The following is a 22,320-nucleotide window of genomic DNA, read 5'->3' on the forward strand; positions in this document are numbered from 1 at the left end:
GCTAGTGCGAACGCGCGAATCGATCACCGAATGTGGCAGGCGCAACATGCGCGCGACGGCCGCGCGTGCGAGAATGCCCTATGGCAACACCGCAGCTCGACCAGGCTTTCCTCGACGATTTCCGGACGCTTTCCACGTTCGGGGCCACCCCGGCGCACGGCGTGGAGCGCCAAGCCGCCACAGCGGCTGACGGCGAGCAGCGGCATTGGCTCGCGGGCTGGCTCGCCGAGCGGGGGTTCACGGTCCGCTACGACAAGATCGGCAACCAGTTCGGGCTCCTCGACCTCGTGCCGGGCGCGCCGTACGTGCTGGTCGGCTCGCATTTGGACAGCCAGCCCCTCGGCGGGCGGTTCGACGGGGCGTACGGCGTGCTCGCCGGGGCGCACGCGGCGTGGCGGCTCGCGCAGCGGTGGCAAGCCGAGGGGACCGAGCCGAAATACAATCTCGCCGTCGTGAACTGGTTCAACGAGGAGGGCTGCCGGTTCCGTCCGAGCCTGCAAGGCTCCGGGGTGTACACCGGGAAGTTCGACCTCCAAGCCACCCTCGCCATCACCGACGACGCCGGGATCACCGTGGCCCAAGCGCTCGCCGACATCGGCACGATCGACCCGGAGGGCGAGGCCCCCACCCCTGCGGCCTACGCCGAGATCCACATCGAGCAAGGCCCCGAGCTGGAGCGGGAGGGGCTGGCCATCGGCGTGGTCGACGCGACATGGGCCGCGAAGAAGTTCGAGCTCGTGGTGCGCGGCGAGCAGTCGCACACCGGCTCGACGCCGATGGAGTTCCGGCACGACGCCCTGCTCGGCGCAGCTTTGGTCATCGCTGCGGTGCGCGACCAGGCCGACCGGCACGCCGACGTGCCGCTGCACGCCTGCGTCAGCTACCTGACCTTGGAGCCGAACTCCCCGGTGACCACCGCCCGCGAAGTGCGCCTGCATGTGGACAGCCGCTGCGCGGACGAGCGCGTGCTGGAGCAGGCGAAGGCGGACCTGTTCGCGGCGATCGCGCAGATCGAGGAGCGCGCGCAGGTGAAGATCGAGCAGGTCGCGGCGCACGAGTGGGGCAACCTCGCCTACCAGTCCGAGGGCGTGAAGCTCGCGCTCGACGTGGTGGACGGCCTCGACCTGCCCAGACGGACCATCATGACGGTGGCGGGGCACGACTCGACGAACATGAAAGACCTCGTGCCGACCGTCATGCTGTTCATCCCCAGCGTCGACGGCATCTCGCACAACGAGCGGGAGTTCACCGAGGACAAGGACCTGCTCGCCGGGCTGCGCGTGCTTGTCGAAGTGGTCGGCAGGATGGCAAACGGCGAGCTGGACGGAGCTAAGGCTGCGGGGCCTGGCCTCTAGGCAGGAGGGCCGTTCTGCCACTGGCCCCAACGGGCGACGACGTCGTCCACCACAGCCGAGCCGACCAGCAGCAGGTTCTCGACCGCCTCGTCGAAGCCCGCGAACGTCACCCCGGGGACCGGGGTGAGCACCGACAGCGGCGCCTCCCCCGGCGGCGCGTGGTCGTAGTCGACGGCGCCGCGCAGCGAGAGCACCCGGCCCGTGCCGTGGGTGCGCCCGACCGTGCGGGCGAGGGCAAGGTTCTCCATCTCGGTCATGACGTAGTCGTCCGCGCCGTAGTGCTTCGCGATGAACTGCGCCTGCTCGGAGAGCTCCGCGCCGACGAAATACGTGTCTCCGGTCAGATGCGAGCCGACGACGACCTTGGGCGGACGCCGGGCCGCCGGGTACGGGAAACGGTCCCGATATGCCTGGGTCTGCGGGGAGTCGCGCAGCGGCAACCGCTCGGTCAGCCGAACGGCGGCCGCGACGAGCTTCGGGTCGAGCCGGATGCGGGCGAAGTCGTCGTACTCGGCCCTCGCCCGGAACCCGCCGTCCCCCGGCGCCCCGTCCTTGTCCCCCCATTTGTGCCCGAGGTCGAAGTCCACCAGCCAGCTGCCCCAGCTCGCGTCCCCGATCGAGCCGCGCTCCGGCGGGGTGCCCGCCACCCCGGTGAAGAGGTAGTAGGCCTTGTCGAAATCGAAGGCCGGGTTCAAGAGGATCGCCTGCATCGAGGCGGTCGACCCGACCTTGCCCATGCCGAGGACCGCGCCGCAGATCCCCGAGTCCGTGCAGTACACCGGGTTCGCCGCGCCACGGACCTCGACGGGCGCGGCATGGCTGAAGTACTTCTCGTACCAGAGCTGGAACTCGCCTGGCGCGTCCCCGGTGTTCTTCCCCTTCTCGAACATCGCCCCGACGAAGACCTTCACCGAGATCGGCGGCTTCCCCGCAGGCTCCGACTTCGAACAACCAGCAGCCACGACCGCGAGCAAAGCCAAACAGACCGAGAGAACACGCATACGCCCCAGGCTCTCACACGGCGGGCGCGTCCGCCTTCTGGCGCAGCCACAGCACTGCCCCAACGGACGTGACGACCGCGCCGCAGACGCACAACAAGGCCCAGGACGGCCCGACCTTGCCGTCAGCCGGATCGGCGACCGAGCCTGCGAGCGCGACGCCAACGCTTATGCCGAGCTGCCTGCTCGTGGAGACCACGCCGCTGGCGGCTCCGGCGTTCGCGCCCATGCCCGTGGTCCCCATCGCGGAGATCGGCGCGTTCGCCAGGCCGAGCCCGACCCCGTACAAACCCGCGCCGATGAGAATCCAGTGGGTCGGCGACGAGATGTGCGCGGCCAGCACGACGCCTGCGGCCGCCATGCCGATACCGCCGAACACCAGGGGCGGGCTCGCGCCGAACGCGGCCATCGCCCTGCCGCTCACCGACGAGAAGACGAACATCCCCACCGCCATCGGCAGCAGGTGCGCCCCCGCTGTCGCGGCGGACTCCCCGACATGCGCCTGCAGGTAGAGCGAGACCGTGAAGACGAGGGCGCCGAGCCCGAGCGAGGTGGAGAACCCGCCGAGGTTCGCCGCCGCATAGGGCGCGCTGCGGAACGCGCGCAGGTCGATGAACGGGCTCTCCGCGCGGCGCATCGCATGCCCCGAGGCCAAGGCGCAGAGCACGAAGCAGGCGAACGCCGCCCAGATCCACGGCGAGGACAACCCGCGCCGGGGCAATTCGATGATCGTGAGGACGAGCCCGAACATGGCCGCGACCGCGAAGGCCTGGCCCCGCACGTCGAGGCCGCGCGCCTGCTTGCCGAACGACTCCGGCAGGAAGCGGGTCGCCCAGACTGCGGCGGCGCAGACGGGGACGTTGATCCAGAAGATCGACGGCCAGCCGACCGTGTCGACCAGGAACCCGCCGAACACGGGGCCGAGCGCCATGGCGATCCCGACGACCGCGCCCCACGCGCCCAAGGCCTTGGCGCGCTTCGCGGGCTCGGAGTACACCGAGGTGATGATCGCGAGAGCGACCGGGTTGAGCATGGACCCGCCGATCCCTTGCAGCACCCGCGCCGCGATCAGCACATGGATCGTCGGGGCGACGCTGCACAAGAGCGAGCTGAGGCCGAAGAGGACCAGCCCGTACCGGAAGAACCGTCGCCTGCCGCCCCGGTCGGCGAGGACCCCGCTGGAGATCAGGAAGCTCGCCAACGTCAGCGTGTAGCCGTCGACCACCCATTGCAGCTCCTCCTTCCCGGAGCGAAGGCTGTGGCCGATCGCCGGAAGCGCCACGTTCACGACGCTCGCGTCGAGGATGACGACGAAGATGCTGAGGCAGCAGATGACCAGGACGCGGACCGGGCGCACCGGCGCCTGTCCCGTCACGGTTTGACCGCGACGCAGAAGATCCTTCGGAACGGGAACGGGGTGAGCGGGCCCGCCTTCGGGTACGCCATGCGGAGCAGGCCCGCGTATTCGCGCTCGAACTGCGCCGCGTCTTCTGGCGACAGCGCGTCGAGAACCGGCCGCAGCCCGGTGCCCCGGACCCAGCCGAGCACGGGGTCGTCGCCTTCGAGCAGGTGGAGGTAGGTGGTCTCCCACGCGTCGGGGACCAGCCCGGCGGACAGGGCGAGGCGCGCGTATTGCTCCGGGGTGTCGGTGCTTTCGCCGCCGCGCAGCACCCCGTCGAGCTTCGCCTTCCATTTCGGCCCCAACGAGAGCGTGCGCATCAGCACATGCGAGGGGGCGAGGAAGTTGCCCGGCACCTGCCAGGCGATCACCCCGCCCGAGCCCAGCTGCCCGGCCCACCCGGCGAGGAGCTCCCGGTGCTGCGGCAGCCATTGCAGCGCGGCGTTCGTGAAGAGGAGGTCGACCCCCTCGGCGGAGAAGTCGGCGATGTCGCCGAGCTCGACGCGCACATTTCTCGGAAGACTGCCGCCGCCCGGCAGGCCCGTGGCCGCGTCGGCGACCATCGCGGGAGAGGAGTCGATCCCGACCACCTCCGCCTCGGGCCAGCGCTCGCCCAGCGCCGCCGTGAGCCGCCCGGTCGCGCAGCCGAGGTCGACGACCTTTTTCGGCGCGATGTCGGGGACGCGGGCGAGGAGGTCGAAGTAGGCGCGGTCGCGCTGGTCGCTGAACCGGTGGTAGACCTTCGGATCCCAGGAAGCAGCCATAGGATCATTCTCTCACTGCACCGACGAAAAGCCCGTCTGAGGTATCGCCGCGCGGACCCCGGCTGTCAGACCTCTTCGAGGGTCTTGCCCTTGGTCTCGCGCACCAGGAACTGCACGAAGAAGAACGAGATCGCCGCGAACAGCGCGTAGCCGACGTAGGTGAGCGAGAGGTTCCAGGTGGACAGGCTCGGGAACGAGACGGTGATCAACCAGTTCGCGAGCCAGTTGAAAGCGGTGGACAGCGAGATCGCGGCGGCGCGCAGGCGGGCGGGGAACATCTCGCCGAGGATCACCCAGAGCACCACGCCCCAGGAGAGCGCGAAGAAGAACACGAACACATGCGCCGCGACCAGCGCGGTCAGGCCCGCGTCGTGCGGGAGGAAGGCGTGCTCGCCCTGGCGTTGGAGATGGCTGAAGGCCCAGGCTTCCGCGCCGAGGGCGAGCGCCATGCCAACGGAGCCCGCGAGCAGCAGCGCTTTGCGCCCGATCCTGTCGATGAGGGCGATCGCGACGAAAGTGCCGACGATGTTGATGACTGCGGTCGAGAAGCTGCGCAGCAGCGAATCCGCCTGGTCCGCGCCGACGGACTGCCAGAGCGTCGCGGAGTAGTAGAAGACCACGTTGATGCCGACGAGCTGCTGGAACACCGCCATGCCGACGCCGACCCACACGACGACGGGCAGGAGCGACCTTCGGTCGAGCAGGTCCGTGAAGCGGGGCTTGCGGTCGGCGACGAGGGCGGCCCTGACTTCGGCGACGCGGGCTTCGGCGTCGACGTCGGGGCCTTCCAGCTCGGCGAAGACCGCGCGGGCCTGGTCGTCTTGCCCGTTGGCGACGAGGTATCGCGGCGATTCGGGGATGGTGGACGCGAGGAGGAAGTACACGAGCGCGGGCACGGCGCAGGCGCCGAGCATCCATTGCCACGCCTCCAGGCCCGCGATCGTGTCGCGGACCCCTCCGCCCGCGGCGTCCGCGATCAGGTAGTTGACCAGCTGGGAGACTGCGATGCCGACGACGATGGCCAGCTGCTGCAGCGACGAGAGGCGGCCCCGGTACGCGGGAGGCGACACCTCCGCGATGTACAGCGGCCCGATGACCGAGGCCACGCCGATGGCCGTGCCGCCGATGACCCGCCAGAGCGCGAGCAGCCACGGGCTGAACGGGAACATCGACCCAAGCGCGCTGACCAGGAAGAGGATCGCCGCGACGCGCATGACCGTTCGCCGCCCGAACTGCTCGGCGAGCCTGCCCGCGCCCATCGCCCCGGCCGCGCAGCCGAGCAGGGCCGTGGAGACGATAGCGCCAACCGCCACGTCGCCGATGGCGAAATGACCTCGGATGCCGGGGACGGCTCCGTTGATCACCGCCGTGTCGTAGCCGAACAGGAACCCGCTCATCGCGGCGGAGGCGGACACGAAAAGCACCTTCGCGAGCGGCGGCTTCGCCGGCCGCTGCTCTGCTGTGAGGTGGCTAACCATCGGTTCAGCATAAGTCAGGGCGCGTCACGCGAAATAGCGGGCAGGCGAAACACCCACCGCGCGGCGGAACGCGGCCGCGAACGCGCTCGCGGAGCAGTAGCCCGTCCGCTCGGCGACGCGCTCGACGGTCTTGCCCTCGGCGAGGAGCGGCAGTGCCGCGCGCAGTCGGACCTGCGTGCGCCATTGCCCGAAGCTGAGCCCCGTCTGCGCGGCCCAGATCCGGGAGAGCGTGCGCTCCGACGCGCCGACGCCACGAGCGAGATCACGCAAGACAGCGCCGTCCGCGGGGTTCGCGACCAGCCGTCTCGCGAGCTCTGCCGCTCTGGGGTCGGTCGGCATGGGAGCGCGGATCGGGATCACGGACATCGGTTCGAGCAGGTCGAAGAGCACCGCCTCGGCCCGCTCCCGCGCGTCCGGGGCCAGGTCCGCGCGGAGCAAGTGCCCCAGCAGCTCGCGCAACAACGGGCCGACCCGGATCAGCCGAGGCGCCCGCCAGTCGCCATGAGGCAGGCTCCCGCCTGTCCGGTTCGCCGGGCAGTAGACGCCGCGCAGCACCGCGCCGCCGATGGCGCCGGTGCGATGGGCCACCCCTGCGGGCAGCCACAACGCCCGCGTCGTTGGGAGCACCCACTGCGCTTTCCCTGCGGCTGCGCCCATCTCCACCGAAACGGCGACCACGCCGCGAGCGGCCCAGACCAATTGGTGGTGGTCGTCGTGGACATGCTCGGAGAACCAGTGGCCGGAGCGCAGCCGCACGTCGCCGAGCACCATCGCATGCCCAGGCTCGACGAGCCTGCCGACCAGTTCGGCCGCAGCAGGCGCGTCGTGGCTGTTTTGCGACATACTGTGTCATCTTATCGTCTTTCAGACATCGTCGAAGGCCGTTACCGTCGAGGCCATGGCTATGAACTGGATACATCGACGCATTTGCAGCTCGGAGAAATGGGCCGCCTCGGTCCGCGACGAGATGCTGCCCTGGGCGCTCTTGGGCGTCGAGCTCGGCGACAGCACGTTGGAGATCGGCCCCGGCTACGGCGCGAACCTCAAGGTCTTGGTCGAGCGGACCGAGCGCCTTACCGCCGTGGAGATCGACCCCGCGATGGCGGCGGGCCTTCGGCGCAGCCACGGCTCCCGAGCCAGGATCGTCGAGGGCGACGGCACGGACCTCGACCTGCCGGATTCCCAGTTCAGCTCCGTCGTCTGCTTCACCATGCTCCACCACGTCCCCACCCCGCACGGGCAGAACGAGCTCTTCGCCGAGGCACGGCGCGTGCTGGAGCCCGGCGGCGTGTTCGCCGGATGCGACCTGGTGCACAGCCTGTTCATGCGCGCGCTGCACATCGGGGACACCTACAACCCGGTGCCGCCGCAGTCGCTCGCGCGCCGCCTCGAAACTGCGGGGTTCCAAGACGTCTTCACCGACGAATGGGGCGGCAGGCAGCGCTGGCGGGCTGTCGCGGCCTAGCCCGAAGCAGCCGAGCGCAGCCCCAGCGCCTCCGCGAGGGCGGCCAGCCCTGGGATCGGGTCGCCCTTCGTGGGGAGCACCTGGACCGAGACGTGGTCCGCGCCCGCCTCCAGATGGGCCGTGACGCCTGCGGCGATCCGCTCCGGCGTGCCGTAGGAGACCAGCGCGTCGAGCAGCTCGTCCGACGCGGAATCGCCGACGTGGAGGTCCGGGAAGCCGAATTCGCGCAGCATGTTGACGTAATTGCTCAGCCCGGTGTAGAAGTCGACCGCTTCCCGGCCCACCGCGTGCGCGGCTTCGGGGTCGGTCTCGAACACGACCTTGTGCTCGGGGGCGAGCAGCACGCCCGGCCCGAGCGCCTCGCGGGCGAATTTCGTGTGCGCAACGGGGGTGAGGTACGGGTGCGCGCCCGCAGTCCGAGCCTCGGAGAGCTTGAGCACCCCCGACCGGAGGGCGGCGAGCACCAGGCGGTCCCTCGGCACTCCGGCGCTGTCGAGCTCGTCCAAATACGCCACGAGCGCCTGGTACGGCGTCTTGTAGACGGCGGCGCTGCGTTCCGGGTGGCCGATGCCCACCCCCAGCACGAGGCGGCCGGGGAAACGCGCGTCGAGCCGGTGGTACGAGGCGGCGACCTCCTGCGCGGGCGCCGTCCAGATGTTCACGATCCCCGAAGCCACGGTGATGGACTCCGAATGCTCCAGCGCCCCCTGGACATTGCGGAGGTCCGACTCGAACACCCCGCCGACCCAGATCGCCCCGTAGCCGAGGCGCTCGACCTCGGCAGCCTTCTCGTCGCCGAAACGGTCGAAGAGGCCCCAGACTCCGACCTTGCCGAGCGGCGGCGTGGTCACTGCCCGGCCTCGGTGGCCAGGCCGAGCTGCGCGGCCAGCGCCGCCAGCACGGGGACCGGGTCGCTCTTCCCCGGGAGCACCTGGACCGCGACGTGGTCCGCGCCCGCCGCGAGGTGCGCCCGCAGCCCTGCGACGATTTGCTCGGGGGTGCCGCGCTGGACGAGCGCGTCGAGGAATTCGCCGCTCGCGTCGTCGCCGACGCCAAGGCCGGGGAAGCCGAACTCGCGCCACGCGTTCACGTAGTTGGACAGGCCCAAATAGAAACGCGCGGTGTCCGCGCCCGCCTCACGGGCCTTGGCCTGGTCGGTCTCGAGGACGACCTTCGCCTCCGTCGCGAGCAGCGGCCCCGTCCCGAGCGCCTCGCGGGCGAACTTGGTCTGCGCCACCGGCATGAAGTAGGGGTGCGCGCCCGCCGTGCGCTCGGCGGCGAGCTTGAGCATGCGCCCGCGCAGCGCGGCGAGGACGATCCGCCCCTTGGGGACGCCATGCGCGTCGAGCTCGTCGAGATAAGAGACGACCTTCTGGTACGGGCTCTGGTACTCGGCCTGCGCCTCGGGGTGGCCCGCCCCGATCCCGAGCAGGAACCGGCCAGGGTGCCGCTCTTCGAAGCGATGGTAGGTCTCGGCGACCTCGCCCGCCGGGGCCGTCCACACGTTGACGATGCCGGAGGCGACGACGATCCGCTCGGTCTCCTCGAGCGCGGCCGCGTGCCAGGCCAGGTCGGACGGCGGCGAACCGCCGATCCAGATGGCGCCGTAGCCCAGCTTCTCGATCGCGGCGGCGCGCCCGGCGAAGTACTCGAACGCGCCGAAGACGCCGTATTGGCCAAGTTGGATCTCGCTCACCCCCAGGGCAACCCGGTCCGGCGCGGCGCTATTCCCGGCATTCGGCGCAGCATGGTCGCATCCAACTGGTATGACCAGTTGACATCTGTCCAATGGGGGCGCATGCTGGGGACATGACCTTCTCGCCCATCCAGCGGACCTCCGTGGCGGATTCGGTGTTCGCGCAGATCAGCGCCCAAGTGCTCGACGGAAGGCTCGCGCCGGGCAACGGGCTCCCCGGCGAACGCGCCCTCGCCGAGGCGTTCGGAGTCTCGCGGCCCGTGGTCCGCGAGGCGATCCAGAAACTCTCCCAGGCCGGGCTCGTCGCGACGCGGCACGGCGAAGGCACCACGGTCGTGGACTACCGGCGAGAGGCCGGGCCGGAGCTGTTGCCCGCGCTGCTCGTGCGGGACGGCAGCCCCGACCCGAAAGTCATCCGCAGCGTCGCGGAAGTCCGCGAAGTCCTCGGCGCGGAGGAGGACCCCGTCGGCAAGCAGCGCCTCGCCCTGGCCTACTGGGACGTGCTGGTCGACGGCGCGGACTCCATCGCCCACCGGCTCATGGCGAACAGCCTGTGGAAGGCCTACGAGCCCGCGATCGAGGCGTTGGCCGTCGTCCTCAGCTCCGAAGTCGGGGCTGCCGGCGCGTACGCGGGCCTCGCCGTCGCCGTCGCCGACGGCGACGAGGCCGAAGCGCGCTCCCTCGCCCGCCAGCTCCTCGCCCGAGGGACCTCCGCCCTCGAAGCCCTCGCCACCACGCTCGAAGAAGGAGCCCTCTCATGACCACGCCACGGCAGCGCAGAAACCCGGCGACGACGCTCCGCGCGGTCGCCCCCGAGTTCTGGCGGCACCGGTCGCCGTGGCTGATCGCCACGACGCTCGTGGCCGCCGTGGCCGGGCGGATCTCGGCGAAGGACTGGCGCTGGGGCGACGCGCGCGTGCCCGTCGTCGCCGTCCTGCTCTTCCCCTTCGTCGAATGGGTCGTCCACACCACGGCGCTGCACTTCAAACCCAGGAAGGTCGGGCGGGTCACGCTCGATTTCCAGCTGGCGCGGGACCATCGCGCGCACCATGTCGACCCGAGGGACGTCCCGCTCGTCTTCATCCCGTGGCAGACCCTCTGCGGCGTGATCGCCGCGTTGGTCGCCATCGGGCTGACCGCCTTCCGCCGCCGCGCGCTCGGCCTCACCTTTCTCGCCACGGTCGGCTCGCTCGGCATGGTCTACGAGTGGACGCACTACCTCATCCACACCGACTACAAGCCGAAAAGCCGCCTCTACCGCGCGATCTGGCAGAACCACCGCCACCACCACTACAAGAACGAGCACTACTGGTTCACCGTCACCTCGTCCGGCACCGCCGACAAGCTCCTCGGCACCTGTCCCGACCCGTCTGCCGTGCCCGCCTCGCCGACCGCGAAGAACCTGTTCGGGGCGGCGGGGCGATGAGGGCCAAGCGCCGGTGACCTCGCCAACAGACGGATATAGGCTATGGGGCATGGACGAGACCGCTTCGCAGGAGCAGGAGCCGAGCCTGCCCGACGAAGACGGCGCCAGCACGAGCGAGTCGGACGAGGCCGCCGACTCCGAATCGGACGAGGCCGCCGACTCCGAGCGCAGAAAAATGCGCAAACGAGTGCAGGACCGGCTGCTCGGCGGCGAGCGCAAATACAACCGCAGGGAGATCGCCGAGCTGATCGGGGTGCAGCCGTACCGCATCGCGCGGCTCTGGGTGGCGTTCGGCTTCGCCACCGACCCCGATCCCGAGGTGAAGATGTTCACCGACGGGGACCTCCAGGCCTTGCGCCTGTTCACCACGCTGGTCGACCGGGACCTCCTCGCCCCCGAGATGGAGTACACCGTCGCCCGGAATCTGGGCCAGGGCTTCGCCCGGCTCGCGGAATGGCAGTCCGAGTCCGCGTACGACCGGATCCGGGCCGAGGCCGTCGAGCGGTTGCCCGAGGGCTCCCAGATGGAAGTGACGGCGCTGACCGGCACGCTCGCCGACTCGCTCCTCGACGAGGTCCTGCCCGCCTTCGACTTCGTCCAGAGCTACCTCTGGCGGCGCCATCTCGCTGCCCACGCGCAGCGGGTCGGGGGGCAGACCGAGCACAAACTCGCCGTCGGCTTCGCCGACATGGTCGGCTACACCAGGCTCTCCCGCAACCTCGACGAGCGCGAGCTCGAGCGCCTGCTCGAATCCTTCGAGTCCACGGCCACAACGGTGATCACCCAGGAGGGCGGCTGGGTCGTGAAGAACCTCGGCGACGAGGTCATGTTCGCCACGACGTCGCCGCAGGCCGCCGCGCGGATAGCCCTCACGCTCCAGGACTTCGTGCCCGACGGGGACGAGGTGCCGGAGCTGCGGGTCGGGGTCGCGTACGGACGAGTGCTCACCCGCTTCGGCGACCTCTACGGGACGACGGTGAACGTCGCCTCGCGGCTGACCACCTCGGCCAAGCCGGGAGCAGTCCTCGTGGACGACGGGCTGGCCGCAGAGATCGTCGAAGACAAAGAGATGCAGATCAAGGCGTTGCGCCGGGCGTTGCAAGTGCGCGGCTACCACAAGCTCGACGCGTACGTGCTGCAGTGGCGCCCGCGCCGCTCGTTCCGCTAGTTGACCGTCACCGCCGCGACATTCATCCCCGAGACGGTGATCTGAGGTTTCTGGCCCGACCCCGGCTGCGGCTCGTATGTCGCGGTGATCGTTTGCGACTCCCCCGGCAGCAGGGTGATGTCGTTCTGGTCCCACATGGCGGACGCGGCGTTCGGCGCGTCCGCCCGCAAGAAGAACGCGACCTTGTCCGAGTTGTTGACCAGCCGCACCGAGACCTTGCCCTGGCCAAGGTCGCCGACCGTCACCGCCACCTGCGCGGGCGGCAGGTCGCGCAGGGCCTTGAAATCCGCGTACTGCCGCATCGGCGCGTTCGGGAAGTTCACCCGGTTGCCGCCGTTGGCCTCCCAATCCACCTCGTCCGGCACGGTGGAGCGCCAGTACACATTGCGGTCGAGCACTTCGTCGCCCCGTTTGAGCAGGACCTCGACGAAGTACGCGGGCCCCTCGACCGGGACGCTCGGAGCCAGCAGCCCGGCCCTGACCTCCTGGCTGGCGAGCGCGCCGACCGAGGCCGACTGGTCGTCGAGCACGTTCCCGTCGACGCCGACGACTTTGGTCTGCACCACGAGATGGTCTTGCGAGCCGAGGCCGAAATTCGCCACCGTCACGGTGTTGTCGTCGTAGCTGAGCAGCGCGTGCACCGGACGGTTGGCCTCCACCGCCCCGAAATACGAGCCGGGCTGGTCGCCGTCGCTGCCGTACAGCGTCCACAGGAGCGACGGCCAGCCCTGGTTGATCATGAAGTACACCAGCCCCGTCGACGGGTTCGTCGGATCGGTCGAGTACCGGATGAACGCCTCGAACTGCGCGCGGACGCTCTCGTAATTCGCCAGCTGCGCCAGCTGCACAAACGTCTCCACATCGGACCACTGCCCGTACCGCTGCGCGAGCGCCGTCGAGAAGTTGTAGAGCGTCCCGAACGCGTAGCCGTCCCCGGTCGCGGGCCCGTGCAGGTTCTTGCCGCCCCGAGCAGGCTGGAAATTCGTGTGGTACTGGTTGTAGTTGGGGTCGCGCCACAGCCGGTCCAGCTCCTCGGGGGAGAGGAAGCGCTTGAGCGAGGCCAGCGTCGGGATGCTGTCGCCCGCGCCCTGCTCGCTGCCGAAACCGCGCGAGCCGCTCATATTCGTCAGCGTCTCGTTGTTGGGGCCGATCCGGCCGTTCTCGTACCAGAAGTACGGCGGCACCCAGTCGTACGGGCCTTCCCGCTCCCCGGACCACTCCAACGTCGGGGTGTTCTTGTACATGGCGGCCGCGATGACCGGGACGTCGAAGTCCGACTCTTGGAAGCCGCGCAGGGTCGCCCGCTCCTGCGTCGGCGTCGGCTCGTTGTCGCTCCAGCCGTACGTGACGACGCTCGGGTGGCCGCGCTCGCGCTCGCCGATGCTCCGGGCCGACTCGTAAATGATCCGCTCGTCCCGGTCGGTGAGGATCGCGTCGCTCGGCGGCTGCCACGCGTTGCAACACATGAACCCGCCGAGGACCAGGATCCCCGCCCGGTCCATCTGCTCGTAGAAGTCGTCCGGCTGGTCGTGCCCCTCCAGGCGGATCGCGTTCAGGCCGAGGTTTCGCACCAACGCGACCTGCCGCGCGACCTCCGGCTTCGAGTAGCGCAGGAAGAGGTCCGGCGCGGACTCGCCGCCCCGGATCAAAAGGTCCTTCCCGTTGACGCTGAACTGCCGCCACCCGCCCGGGGCCTCCGGGGTCTGGCCCACCAGCCGGGACTCGACGGTCCTGATCCCGAACGTCTTCTTCGACGAGTCCGTCACGACCCCGTTCTGCGCGACCGCGACCTCGAGCGTGTACAGCGGCTGGTCCCCCATCGAGTACGGCCACCAGACCTTCGGGCGCTGGATCGTCGTCGGGTCGAAGACCACGTCTTTGAAGTTCTGGTCCGCGGGCAGGTCCACCTCGGCCCGCAGCTCGACCGGCGGGCCGCCGTCGGGCGGGGTGATCTTGGCGCGGACCTCGCCGCGCATCGGCTGGTCGCCGTGTTTGACGACCCGCGCCTTGACTGTGAGCTCGCTGCTGGAGAGGTCCGGGGCGTTGTTCTGCACGACATGCGCGTTCGTCTGGCCGAGCGCGCCGGTGACGTGCAGGCTGACCGGATACTGGACGCCGGTGTTGTTGTCGGGCGGGATCTGGCTCCAGTCGGCGCTGGAGGTGGTGAACATCCCCGCCGGGTCGTTCGGGTACAGCATGAGGGCGAAGGAGTTCTTGCCCGGACGCAGACCGCTGGTCACGTCGAGCACATGTCGCGCGTACGCGCCGCTGACCATGTCCCTTGTGGCGATCTCCGTCCCGTTCAGCCACACATCGGCCTCGCCCATCACGCCAGGGATCTCGATCTCGGCGCGCTGCCCCGGCTCAAGGCCTGGGCCGATGTCGAAATCGGTCCGGTACCACCACGGCACGGCGAACCTCGGCGTCTCGACCGGCCCCGGCGCGGTGACATAGCCGAAGCAGTCGCGCATGTTCTGCGAGTAGAAGACGTTCGGGCACTCCCCGTTCTGCAGGAGGGCGTTGATGAGCGTCCCCGGGGCCCCGGCGTCGTCCGGCTTCACCACGAGCCAGCCCTTGCCCGCATGCGAGGGGTCCGAGATCTGCGACGGACGGTCGGCGATGTCCGCGCTGCTCATCACTTGCCAGCCGTTGGTCCCGAGAACAGTCGTCCCGATCCTGCTGCCCTGGATCGGCTGGACCGGCAGCACTTGTCCTGGCGCGCGTTTGGCCGCGAGGGCGACGAACGCGGTGACCGCAGCCGCTGTGACCAGCGCCAGCACCAGGACGAGCACGGCTGTCCGCCTGGTACGAGCACCTTGCATACGACAGTCGTTCTTTCACTCAGTCCACATTCGGGCGGCAAACGCCCCGGAGAGCCGAAGGCGGGGATCGAACCCACGACCGCCTGCTGACAGGACAAGCGCTCGGCCAAGACATTATGCTATCGCATCCGCTCGCCGGGCGGCGGCGGACAATAGCCCAGGATAGCCTATGACGTGCGGGTTCGCACTTCACGCGGCGGCATGGCGCAACGATCCCGGCCCCCGGCTCCCCGGCGGGAAAGCCCGTCGACGCCCGCGAAGAGTTGCGGGCGAGTTGTGACATTGCGTGACAGCGAGCCCCAAAAGCGGGAAGACGGCAGCTTCGCCGAGCGGAACGCCGGATGAGGATCGCAGCAGGAAGCGGCGTCATTCTGGGCGTGAAGCCCGGTGAGCCGAAGGTGGGAATTGAACCCACGACCGCCTGTTTACAAGACAGGTGCTCTGCCTCTGAGCTACTCCGGCCAGCCCCTGACGGGGGAAGTCCAGCATAACCGACAGACCGCCGCAGAGTAGAATAGACTGCTGAAGGCCCGAAGCTGAAGAAAGGCGAAGCATGCCCACGAAGGAACCGGACGTGGTGACCGAGGGGGAACTCGACCTCGACGAGGAGCTCGAGCCCTTGGCCGACGAGACCGCACTGCAAGCCCGCCGCGTCGTCGCGGCATACGCGAACGACGTTGACGAATGCCGCACCCTGCTGGCGATGCTCGGGATTGGGCCTGTCCAGCGCGCCGATGTCTGACGGCCCCGTGCCGCACGGCCCAGAGCCCGACTCGGGCAAGGCGGGCACAGGCGAATTCGTCATCGTCGCCAACCGGCTCCCCGTGGACTGGGAACGCACCCCCGACGGATCGGGAAAATGGCGGCGCAGCCCAGGGGGCCTGGTCACAGCGCTCGAACCACTGCTGCGCGAGCGCGGCGGCGCCTGGGTCGGCTGGCCAGGCACCACTGACCCCAGGGTCGGCGAGAGCCCGATCGTCTTCGACGACGGGCTCACCATGCAGCCGGTGCGGCTGAGCGGACAAGAGGTCGCCGACTACTACGAGGGCTTCTCCAACGCCACCCTGTGGCCGCTGTACCACAACCTCATCGTCAAACCGGAGTTCCACCGGCAGTGGTGGCTCTCCTATGTGGAGATCAACCGCCGTTTCGCCCAGGTCGCGAGCGAATGCGCCGCGCCGGGGGCCACGGTCTGGGTGCAGGACTACCAGTTGCAGCTGGTGCCCAAGATGCTGCGCATGCTCCGCCCCGACTTGACCATCGGCTTCTTCCTGCACATCCCCTTCCCGCCCGTGGAGCTGTTCATGCAGCTGCCGTGGCGGCGCGAGCTCGTGGAGGGCCTGCTCGGAGCCGACCTCATCGGCTTCCAGCGCCCGCAGGCCGCGCAGAACTTCCTCTGGCTGGCCCGCGAGCTCACCGGGCAGGAGACGTCGCGCAACGCGGTCGGCGTGCGCGGGCGCTTCGGCGTGGTCCGGTCCGGCTTCCGCTCGACGCGGGTCGGCGCGTTCCCGATCTCCATCGCCTCCGCCGAGATCGACCAGCAGTCCAAGACCCGCGCCGTGCGCACCCGCGCCCTCGCGATCCGCGACGAGCTCGGCAACCCCGACCACATCCTGCTCGGCGTGGACCGGCTCGACTACACCAAAGGCATCGACGTGCGCCTGAGGGCCATCGAGGAGCTGCTGGAAGAGAAGCGCATGGACCCGGAGCGGACGGTGTTCGTGCAGCTCGCCACCCCGAGCCGGGAACGCGTGGAGAGCTACCAGACGCTGCGCGCGGAGATCGAGCGCGAAGTCGGCAAGATCAACGGCGAGCACGGGCAGGTCGGCAGGCCGATTGTGCACTACCTGCACCGCCCGGTCGCGCGGGAAGAGCTGCTCGCGTTCTACGTGGCGGCCGACGTCATGCTGGTCACCCCGCTCGCGGACGGCATGAACCTGGTCGCCAAGGAGTACATCGCCTGCCGCAGCGACCTCGGCGGCTCGTTGGTCCTCAGCGAGTTCGCCGGAGCCGCCGCCGAGCTTCGCCAGTCCCACCTGGTCAACCCGTTCCACTTGGACGGCGTGAAAGAGAACATCGTCGCCGCGATCGAGCAAAATCCCGCAGAAGCGCGTCGTCGGATGCGCGCGCTGCGCCGCCAAGTCCTCTCCCACGACGTGGGGCGCTGGGCACGGTCCTTCCTTGAGGCATTGTCCGGCCAGATCGACGAGACCGCGCCGCTCGACTCCGAGGACGAGCTGGCCTGATCAGCCTGGGCTGGTGAGGTGGTGCTGGCCGGTTGGGCTGGTCCAGTGGACGGTTCCGTCGGGTGATTGTTGGTCTCGCCAGCGTCCGTGTGTTTTTGCTCGGTGGTGGTGTCGGCACAATCGTTTGAGGTTGCCGAGATGTCGTTAAACTGCCCTCATGGGTTCTGGGGCTCGCGAAGCGAAACGTGTGATCAAGTCTGCGGCGGTGTACGCGCGCATCTCGTCCGACCAATTGGGGGAGGGCCTTGGCGTGGCGCGGCAGTTGGAGGACTGCCGGAAGCTGGCCGCTTCGCGTGGCTGGCCGGTGGGTCAAGAGTACGTGGACAACGACGTGTCCGCGTACTCGGGGAAGGATCGCCCGGCGTATGGGCGGATGTTGGAGGATCTGCGGTCGGGCTCGCGTGACGCGGTGATCGTCTACAACTTGGACCGCTTGCACCGTCGTCCTGTCGAGTTGGAGTCGTTCATCTCGTTGTGCGACGAGGCGGGCATGCACGACGTGGCGACGGTGACCGCTGATATCGACCTCGGCAACGACGACGGCCTTTTCATGGCGCGGATCTTCGCGGCGTTCGCGGCCAAGGAGTCCGGCAGGAAGTCCGCGCGAGTGAAACGGGAGCTGGAGCAGCGCGCGCTCGCAGGGCTGCCGACCGGGAGCCGCCGCGCGTTCGGGTACGAGGACGACAAGACCACGATCCGCGAACCCGAGGCCGCGATCATCCGCGAACTGGTGGCGCGCCTGTTGGCCGGGGAGTCGATGCGCTCGTTGGCGACGTGGATGAACGAGACCGGGGTGCCGACGATGTCGGGCACGTCGGTCTGGAAGACGCACACGCTGCGGCAGATCCTGACTTCCCCGCGTATCGCTGGGCTCAGGGAGCACAACGGCGAAATCGTGGGCAAGGCGGTGTGGGAGCCGATCATCACGACCGACGAGCGCGAACGGGTCTTGGCCCGCCTCGCCGCTCGGCAGCGCTCTGGCAAGCGCGCCGTGCGACGTTACCTGCTGTCGGGGATGCTGCGGTGCGGGAAGTGCGGGAACACGTTGTTCTCAGCAGCCAGGTACGAGGGCGTGGAGCGCCGCACCAGGCGGTATGTGTGCCTCAAAGGCCCCGACCACGGCGGCTGCGGGCGGCTCACCGTGGTGGCCGAGCCGGTGGAGGAGTTGATCACCGATGCCGTGCTCGACCTGTTGGACTCCCCGGCTGTGGCGAAGAAGATGAGCGGTAAGGAGAGCGAAGACGTCGAGACGGCGGCGTTGTCGGAGGCGTTGACCGAGGACCAACGGCAGTTGGAGGAGCTGGCCGCGCTGTACGCGGAGAAGGCGATCACGATACGGGAGTGGATCGCGGCGCGCGACCCGATCCACTCCCGCATACGCGACCTAGAACGCCGTCTGGCGCAAGCGACGGAGACCACCGCGCTCGCGGGCTTCGCGGGCAAGGGCGCGGAGCTGCGAGCGCAGTGGGAAGAGACCGTCTTAGACCGCCGCTGCGCCGTCGTGCGATCCGTGCTCGACCACGCCGTCATCGCCCCCGGCACTCCCGGATCGCGGACATTGGACATAGGCCGAGTGCAGCCGGTCTGGAAGGTGTGACCGCTTGCCCTTGCGCGCGGTCTGCGGTTTGCCGAGGAGCACGGCGGCCTGCTCGATGGCCGTGGGGTCGGTGATCTTCATCGGCAGGCCCTGGCGCTCGCGGGACGCGGCCAGCCACGCGCGGAACGCGGTCGTCGTGTCGCAGCTGGATTCCTTGCGGGCCGAGATGGAACGGATTGTCAGTTTTACCCCCTGGTTGACATGTTCGTGTCGATTAGATGAGCGAATGCCTTCACACGCGCATTGCGGCTCTGTTTGTGCTATCGTTTTCTTATGAAACGGGTCACATCTCTTTCTCTCTCCGCGATTGGTCTTCTTGCTGCCCTGCCTGTGTCGTTCGCTCATGCGGATGAGAACGGTGACTACTGGGGAGGAATCGGGTTTACCTCCGATGGCACCTACCAGCCGTTTCATGACGGCGCATACGAAACGGATATCATTCTCGCCATCCAGAAATCTTTGGGAAGCAACGCCCATCACGTCCAATTCAGTTCGGGGCGCTGCGGCGCACTGATCGGATATGACGACGGGTCGGGCCGGACCCGGTATTACGCCAATACGGGTTCGTCCCGAGACGGGGCGATGCGTAACGCCCGCAATGGCGTGTACCACGAGAGCTACCACATAGTCCTGGTCAAGTGCCAAGACTGAGCGTTCTCTAACCGCCTGAGCCTTTCTCGGCTTGCTTGGTCAAAGCGTGCCGGTACCACACATCTGGCGCTGCGCCAAGCGCTTCCATGATGTCGACGGCGGACGGGGCGCCGGTTCGCCGTGGGCCGTGTTGCTCGGTGAGGTGGTTGTCGAGGTCGTCCATGTACGCGGCGAGTCCGACGAGCTGGCCGCCATTGACGATGGGATCGGGATGGTAGAACCTCGTTGGCAGGCTGTCTGCCGTCTCGCTGGCGCTGCGGGCGGCGCGTCTGCTGCGGCGCGTTGGCATTAGTCGGCCACCACGGAGAATCGAGCCGTTCGCGCGGCCTTCCTGCGTGTTTCGGAGAGCTTCGCGGCCTTCTCTGCCTGGTCCTCGTCGGTGTCTGGGAGTCCGAGTCTGGCGAGGAGTTGGGCTAATAGGCTCCTCGCTGATTGGCTTTGGGAGACGGTGGGGTTGATGACGGGCTGGCCGGTCGATCCTTGGACGATGAGCGGCGCGCCCTCTGCCGCGTCGTCAAGCCGTTTGACCAGGTCGGCGGTTTTGCAGGCGTCGAACAGGATGCGTTGTTTATGCGGCTCTCTGTCGAGGTCGAACTCGGCTGTGACGGCTTTCCAGAGCCGTTGCCCTTCCGAGCCGAGCCCGTGCGGGGCTCGCGGTTTCGTGGTCAATTCCGGTTGTGCCTCTCTGCTGAAAAAATGGGGTTTCGATTTGCTCGCGGGACCAGGGACCCGCATTACGTGCCGGTCGGGAGGCGGGGGGAGGGGTTGTACCCCTGGGGGTGTCGGGGCTTGCTCGGATCTGCGGTCCGGGTCTCGCGGCTGCTGCCGCTCCCTTGCCAACGCCGAGCGTCCCGCTCTGCCGGTGCCCAGCAGGCCCGGTCCGACCGGGCCTGCCGGACGCGGGGCTAGGCGGCGTTGTGTCCTCGGACCACGCCCGGCTGATTCAGGAAGGCGACGCCGAGACGGGACACGGCGCGGAGGTAGAGGCCGTCGCGGTGCACGTTGGCGAAGGTCTCGACTTTGGTGCCCAGGCGCATCACGAGCGCGACGTGGTCTTTCGGGATACCCCAGAACACGGTGGCGGGATCGACCTGGTCGGAGAGGATTACGGGAAGCCCGGCGACGACGAGGCCGTCCTCGGCGAACTGCAAGAGCGACTGGTTGGACCCGGATTGCGTCTTGATCTTGCTCAATACTTCGGCGGTCTGCGGGCTCACGATCCACGATGTGAGGTCGGAGCCTTTGGCCTTCGCGGCGAATCGGGCGGTGACGAACGGATCGAGGTTGGCGAGGCTGGCTCCGGTGTCCACGGTGGTGTAGGCGATGGAGAGCAGTCCGTCCGGTCCTTTCGCTGTGGTGCTGCCGAGGTAGGCGGCGTCAATGGCGCGGGTGATCTGGTTGGACAGCGCGCCGCCGACCAGGTGCGCTATCTCGGGGCTTGAGTCCTCCGCAAGCTCGTTGCTGATCGGGGTGAGCCCCGCTGTCTTGGACGGGACGCATTCGACCTCGTCCGTGGCCCCGTCCGTCTCCTCGATGAGGTCGTTCTCGGCGTACCAGCCCACGGCGGGGTCGGCCTTCCACACGGGAAAGTTGATCTTCGCCTTGGCGGTCTGCACGACGGTCGCGGTGCGGGCGGCTGTCGAGTTGGCTTTGACGGCGAGGTCGACCAGTTGGCCGTAGTCCTCGGGGGTGAAGGCGTTCGCGACGCCGGATCGGAGCATGGTCATGTGTTGTTTCCTTCTGGGAGACGGGCCAGGCCCGCAGCGGTGCGCTGCGGGCCTGGGATCGGTGGTCGGGATATGGAGTTGTGCCCGGCTCGCTAGCCGGTCGTGCCGGACGCGAGCAGCGCGCCCCAGTCCGGCCCGCTGGGCGCGGTCGGCGTGCCGTGGCCTTGGGTCCGGTCTGTGGCGGGAGTCTGCGGGGCGAGGCCCGGTCGGGACGCGAGCACCCCGCGCGCCGTGCCTTGGACTTTCGCGGGGTCGATGTCGCCCGCATCGTCGAGGTAGTCGCCAAGGGCGGTGCCGGTCAAGGCCAGCAGGTCGCCCGGCACCGCGAGGTGTTGGGCCGCGAGCCTTTCGAGCTCGCGGCCTCGCATCCGCGAGACGAGGTCGGCCAGCGCGTCGCGCTCCGCTCTCGCCTCATCCAGCTCCGCGCGCCATCGCTCCTGTTCAGGCGGGTTGTCCTCCGCTTGGTCGTTGTGGCTCGGCTCGGTCACCGGGCCTCCTCGGCCCACAGGTCGGGCATACGGTTCGCGGGCCAGCTCGGCCCACTGGCCAGCTTCGCGAAGGCCTCTTTCGGGATCGCCCACACCTCGGCGTCGGGCTGGTCGTGCTCGGCGTTCGGTTCGGTCGGATCGGTCATTTCGGTTCTTCCTCTCGGATCGGCCGGAAACGCGCCAGCATGTCGGGCTGGCGCGTTTTCCGGGTGTTCGTTCACGGCGTCGCGCCGCTTTGGCGCTCCCGTGCCAACGCCTGTCGGCATCGCCTCCGGTATCTGCGTTGCGCCTCGCGCGAGCATTCGAGGCAGTACCCGCACGGGCGGAGGTCCGCGGGGCCGCGTATCTCGTGGAGGAGGTTCTTGCACAGCCGCAATATCTCGCCTCCTTAGGCATATGGACGGATCGGGCGAAGACGGGACGGAAAAGACTCTCCCGTCCCACACTTGGGGTTTGAAGCTTCATACCCTCGCGGAGGCTTCCGCCTTCTCTCGTCTGCGCCGCTCGCGCTGCCTCGCGTTGCGGGACAGCCGTTTGCAGTCCGCCGACCCGCATTGCACGCGCGGTCGGCCCTGGCTGAGGTACCGGCCCTGCACCACCAGCTGGCGGTGCAGGCACCATCCGCACTCGCACAGCTCGCGCTCGGGGGACCGCTCGGACCACGGCCCAGGCTCGCACTCGCACAGCCAGTCGTCGGCGGGCTGGGTCAACAGGGCTCCGCAAATCTCGCAGCAGCGGGGCTCGCGCGCCCCGTCGTCGCGGGTCACGGTCTCGATCTTGAATCCGTGGCCCGCCTGGACGAGGCCGCGTATCCGCTCGGCTTGCTCGCTCTTGTCGAGCTTGCGGACGTCGACGCCCTCGGCCACGACCTGGACCGCGTCCTCGTCTTCGGGGTTGACAAGTTCGTCAAACAACGTGTAGTCTTCCTTCATCTAATCTTCGGGGGCTCTTATATCGAATTTAAGAGCCGATAATGATATTTCGGGTATCTGTGGGCCAGAAGCGCCCGTTCGCCCGCCAGCGGCCCGACTAGAGGCCGC

Annotated in this window: 23 protein-coding genes and 1 tRNA gene; 9 read left to right on the top strand and 15 right to left on the bottom strand. The window is 68.8% G+C overall.

The annotated features are described in order from the left end of the window. The first annotated feature begins 80 nt into the window (after positions 1-80). Positions 81-1,355 carry a M20 family metallo-hydrolase gene (locus tag ACRC20_RS07055; protein WP_438685645.1) on the top strand — a complete coding sequence of 425 codons (1,275 nt, stop codon included), beginning with the start codon at positions 81-83 and terminating at the stop codon, positions 1,353-1,355. On the opposite strand, the gene ACRC20_RS07060 is transcribed toward ACRC20_RS07055, so the two are convergent. The 5 genes from ACRC20_RS07060 to ACRC20_RS07080 form a co-directional block, all read right to left on the bottom strand. After that, positions 1,352-2,356, bottom strand: coding sequence for a phosphorylase family protein (locus tag ACRC20_RS07060; RefSeq protein WP_438685646.1), 1,005 nt, complete (start codon positions 2,354-2,356; stop codon positions 1,352-1,354). The two genes, ACRC20_RS07055 and ACRC20_RS07060, sit on opposite strands and share 4 nt — an antisense overlap. 13 nt (positions 2,357-2,369) lie before the next feature. Continuing rightward, positions 2,370-3,728, bottom strand: a complete 1,359-nt coding sequence (locus tag ACRC20_RS07065; RefSeq protein WP_438685647.1) for an MFS transporter — start codon at positions 3,726-3,728, stop codon at positions 2,370-2,372. Then, on the bottom strand, positions 3,725-4,516 hold the full coding sequence (locus ACRC20_RS07070; protein ID WP_438685648.1) for a methyltransferase domain-containing protein: 792 nt from the start codon (positions 4,514-4,516) through the stop codon (positions 3,725-3,727). The genes ACRC20_RS07065 and ACRC20_RS07070 overlap by 4 nt, the downstream gene beginning before the upstream one ends. A gap of 65 nt (positions 4,517-4,581) precedes the next feature. Next, positions 4,582-5,994 carry a sugar porter family MFS transporter gene (locus ACRC20_RS07075; RefSeq protein WP_438685649.1) on the bottom strand — a complete coding sequence of 471 codons (1,413 nt, stop codon included), beginning with the start codon at positions 5,992-5,994 and terminating at the stop codon, positions 4,582-4,584. Between the two features lie 24 nt (positions 5,995-6,018). Next, entirely contained in the window at positions 6,019-6,837 is an 819-nt protein-coding gene (locus ACRC20_RS07080; protein WP_438685650.1) for an AraC family transcriptional regulator, read from the bottom strand. Between the two features lie 55 nt (positions 6,838-6,892). Between ACRC20_RS07080 and ACRC20_RS07085 the strand changes: the two genes are divergently transcribed. Continuing rightward, complete coding sequence (locus ACRC20_RS07085; RefSeq protein ID WP_438685651.1) at positions 6,893-7,459, top strand: class I SAM-dependent methyltransferase; 567 nt, start codon at positions 6,893-6,895, stop codon at positions 7,457-7,459. Here ACRC20_RS07085 and ACRC20_RS07090 read toward each other — a convergent pair. Further along, entirely contained in the window at positions 7,456-8,310 is an 855-nt protein-coding gene (locus ACRC20_RS07090) for a TIGR03620 family F420-dependent LLM class oxidoreductase (RefSeq protein WP_438685652.1), read from the bottom strand. The two genes, ACRC20_RS07085 and ACRC20_RS07090, sit on opposite strands and share 4 nt — an antisense overlap. Beyond that, positions 8,307-9,155, bottom strand: coding sequence for a TIGR03620 family F420-dependent LLM class oxidoreductase (locus tag ACRC20_RS07095; protein ID WP_438685653.1), 849 nt, complete (start codon positions 9,153-9,155; stop codon positions 8,307-8,309). The genes ACRC20_RS07090 and ACRC20_RS07095 overlap by 4 nt, the downstream gene beginning before the upstream one ends. 113 nt (positions 9,156-9,268) lie before the next feature. On the opposite strand from ACRC20_RS07095, the gene ACRC20_RS07100 reads away from it, so the two are divergent. Genes ACRC20_RS07100 through ACRC20_RS07110 form a run of 3 tightly spaced genes read left to right on the top strand, consistent with a single transcriptional unit; the run spans position 9,269 to position 11,749 of the window. Beyond that, a complete protein-coding gene (locus tag ACRC20_RS07100) occupies positions 9,269-9,916 on the top strand; it encodes a FadR/GntR family transcriptional regulator (RefSeq protein ID WP_438685654.1) in 648 nt (215 codons plus the stop codon). After that, positions 9,913-10,581, top strand: a complete 669-nt coding sequence (locus tag ACRC20_RS07105; protein ID WP_438685655.1) for a sterol desaturase family protein — start codon at positions 9,913-9,915, stop codon at positions 10,579-10,581. The genes ACRC20_RS07100 and ACRC20_RS07105 overlap by 4 nt, the downstream gene beginning before the upstream one ends. A gap of 49 nt (positions 10,582-10,630) precedes the next feature. Continuing rightward, on the top strand, positions 10,631-11,749 hold the full coding sequence (locus tag ACRC20_RS07110; protein ID WP_438685656.1) for an adenylate/guanylate cyclase domain-containing protein: 1,119 nt from the start codon (positions 10,631-10,633) through the stop codon (positions 11,747-11,749). On the opposite strand, the gene ACRC20_RS07115 is transcribed toward ACRC20_RS07110, so the two are convergent. Then, a complete protein-coding gene (locus ACRC20_RS07115) occupies positions 11,746-14,571 on the bottom strand; it encodes a glycosyl hydrolase 2 galactose-binding domain-containing protein (RefSeq protein WP_438685657.1) in 2,826 nt (941 codons plus the stop codon). The genes ACRC20_RS07110 and ACRC20_RS07115 overlap by 4 nt on opposite strands. Before the next feature lie 390 nt (positions 14,572-14,961). Beyond that, positions 14,962-15,033: transfer RNA gene (locus ACRC20_RS07120), tRNA-Thr, on the bottom strand. A 91-nt stretch (positions 15,034-15,124) separates the two neighbouring features. Between ACRC20_RS07120 and ACRC20_RS07125 the strand changes: the two genes are divergently transcribed. From ACRC20_RS07125 to ACRC20_RS07140, 4 genes are all read left to right on the top strand, one after another. Next, positions 15,125-15,313, top strand: coding sequence for a hypothetical protein (locus ACRC20_RS07125; RefSeq protein ID WP_438685658.1), 189 nt, complete (start codon positions 15,125-15,127; stop codon positions 15,311-15,313). Beyond that, complete coding sequence (locus ACRC20_RS07130; protein ID WP_438685659.1) at positions 15,306-16,817, top strand: alpha,alpha-trehalose-phosphate synthase (UDP-forming); 1,512 nt, start codon at positions 15,306-15,308, stop codon at positions 16,815-16,817. The genes ACRC20_RS07125 and ACRC20_RS07130 overlap by 8 nt, the downstream gene beginning before the upstream one ends. 157 nt (positions 16,818-16,974) lie before the next feature. Further along, entirely contained in the window at positions 16,975-18,414 is a 1,440-nt protein-coding gene (locus ACRC20_RS07135) for a recombinase family protein (RefSeq protein ID WP_438685660.1), read from the top strand. Between the two features lie 273 nt (positions 18,415-18,687). Further along, the gene (locus ACRC20_RS07140) at positions 18,688-19,065 is read left to right on the top strand and encodes a hypothetical protein (RefSeq protein ID WP_438685661.1); all 378 of its coding nucleotides are present in this window, start codon (positions 18,688-18,690) and stop codon (positions 19,063-19,065) included. Between the two features lie 7 nt (positions 19,066-19,072). On the opposite strand, the gene ACRC20_RS07145 is transcribed toward ACRC20_RS07140, so the two are convergent. The 6 genes from ACRC20_RS07145 to ACRC20_RS07170 all read right to left on the bottom strand — a co-directional run bounded on the left by ACRC20_RS07145 (position 19,073) and on the right by ACRC20_RS07170 (position 22,194). Then, entirely contained in the window at positions 19,073-19,354 is a 282-nt protein-coding gene (locus tag ACRC20_RS07145; RefSeq protein WP_438685662.1) for a hypothetical protein, read from the bottom strand. Next, positions 19,354-19,734 (bottom strand): hypothetical protein, encoded by a 381-nt coding sequence (locus ACRC20_RS07150; protein WP_438685663.1) that lies wholly within the window; start codon positions 19,732-19,734, stop codon positions 19,354-19,356. Before ACRC20_RS07150 ends, ACRC20_RS07145 begins: the two co-directional genes overlap by 1 nt. A gap of 236 nt (positions 19,735-19,970) precedes the next feature. Continuing rightward, positions 19,971-20,792 (bottom strand): phage major capsid protein, encoded by an 822-nt coding sequence (locus ACRC20_RS07155; RefSeq protein WP_438685664.1) that lies wholly within the window; start codon positions 20,790-20,792, stop codon positions 19,971-19,973. Positions 20,793-20,884: 92 nt separating this feature from the next. Then, on the bottom strand, positions 20,885-21,280 hold the full coding sequence (locus tag ACRC20_RS07160) for a hypothetical protein (protein WP_438685665.1): 396 nt from the start codon (positions 21,278-21,280) through the stop codon (positions 20,885-20,887). Further along, positions 21,277-21,426: a hypothetical protein gene (locus tag ACRC20_RS07165; protein ID WP_438685666.1), complete on the bottom strand. Its 150-nt coding sequence runs from the start codon at positions 21,424-21,426 to the stop codon at positions 21,277-21,279. Before ACRC20_RS07165 ends, ACRC20_RS07160 begins: the two co-directional genes overlap by 4 nt. Positions 21,427-21,741: 315 nt before the next feature. Next, positions 21,742-22,194: a hypothetical protein gene (locus ACRC20_RS07170; RefSeq protein ID WP_438685667.1), complete on the bottom strand. Its 453-nt coding sequence runs from the start codon at positions 22,192-22,194 to the stop codon at positions 21,742-21,744. Positions 22,195-22,320 lie beyond the last annotated feature (126 nt).

Origin of the sequence: Segniliparus sp. (genome assembly GCF_051660745.1) — a bacterium.
Taxonomy (GTDB): Bacteria; Actinomycetota; Actinomycetes; order Mycobacteriales; family Mycobacteriaceae; genus Segniliparus.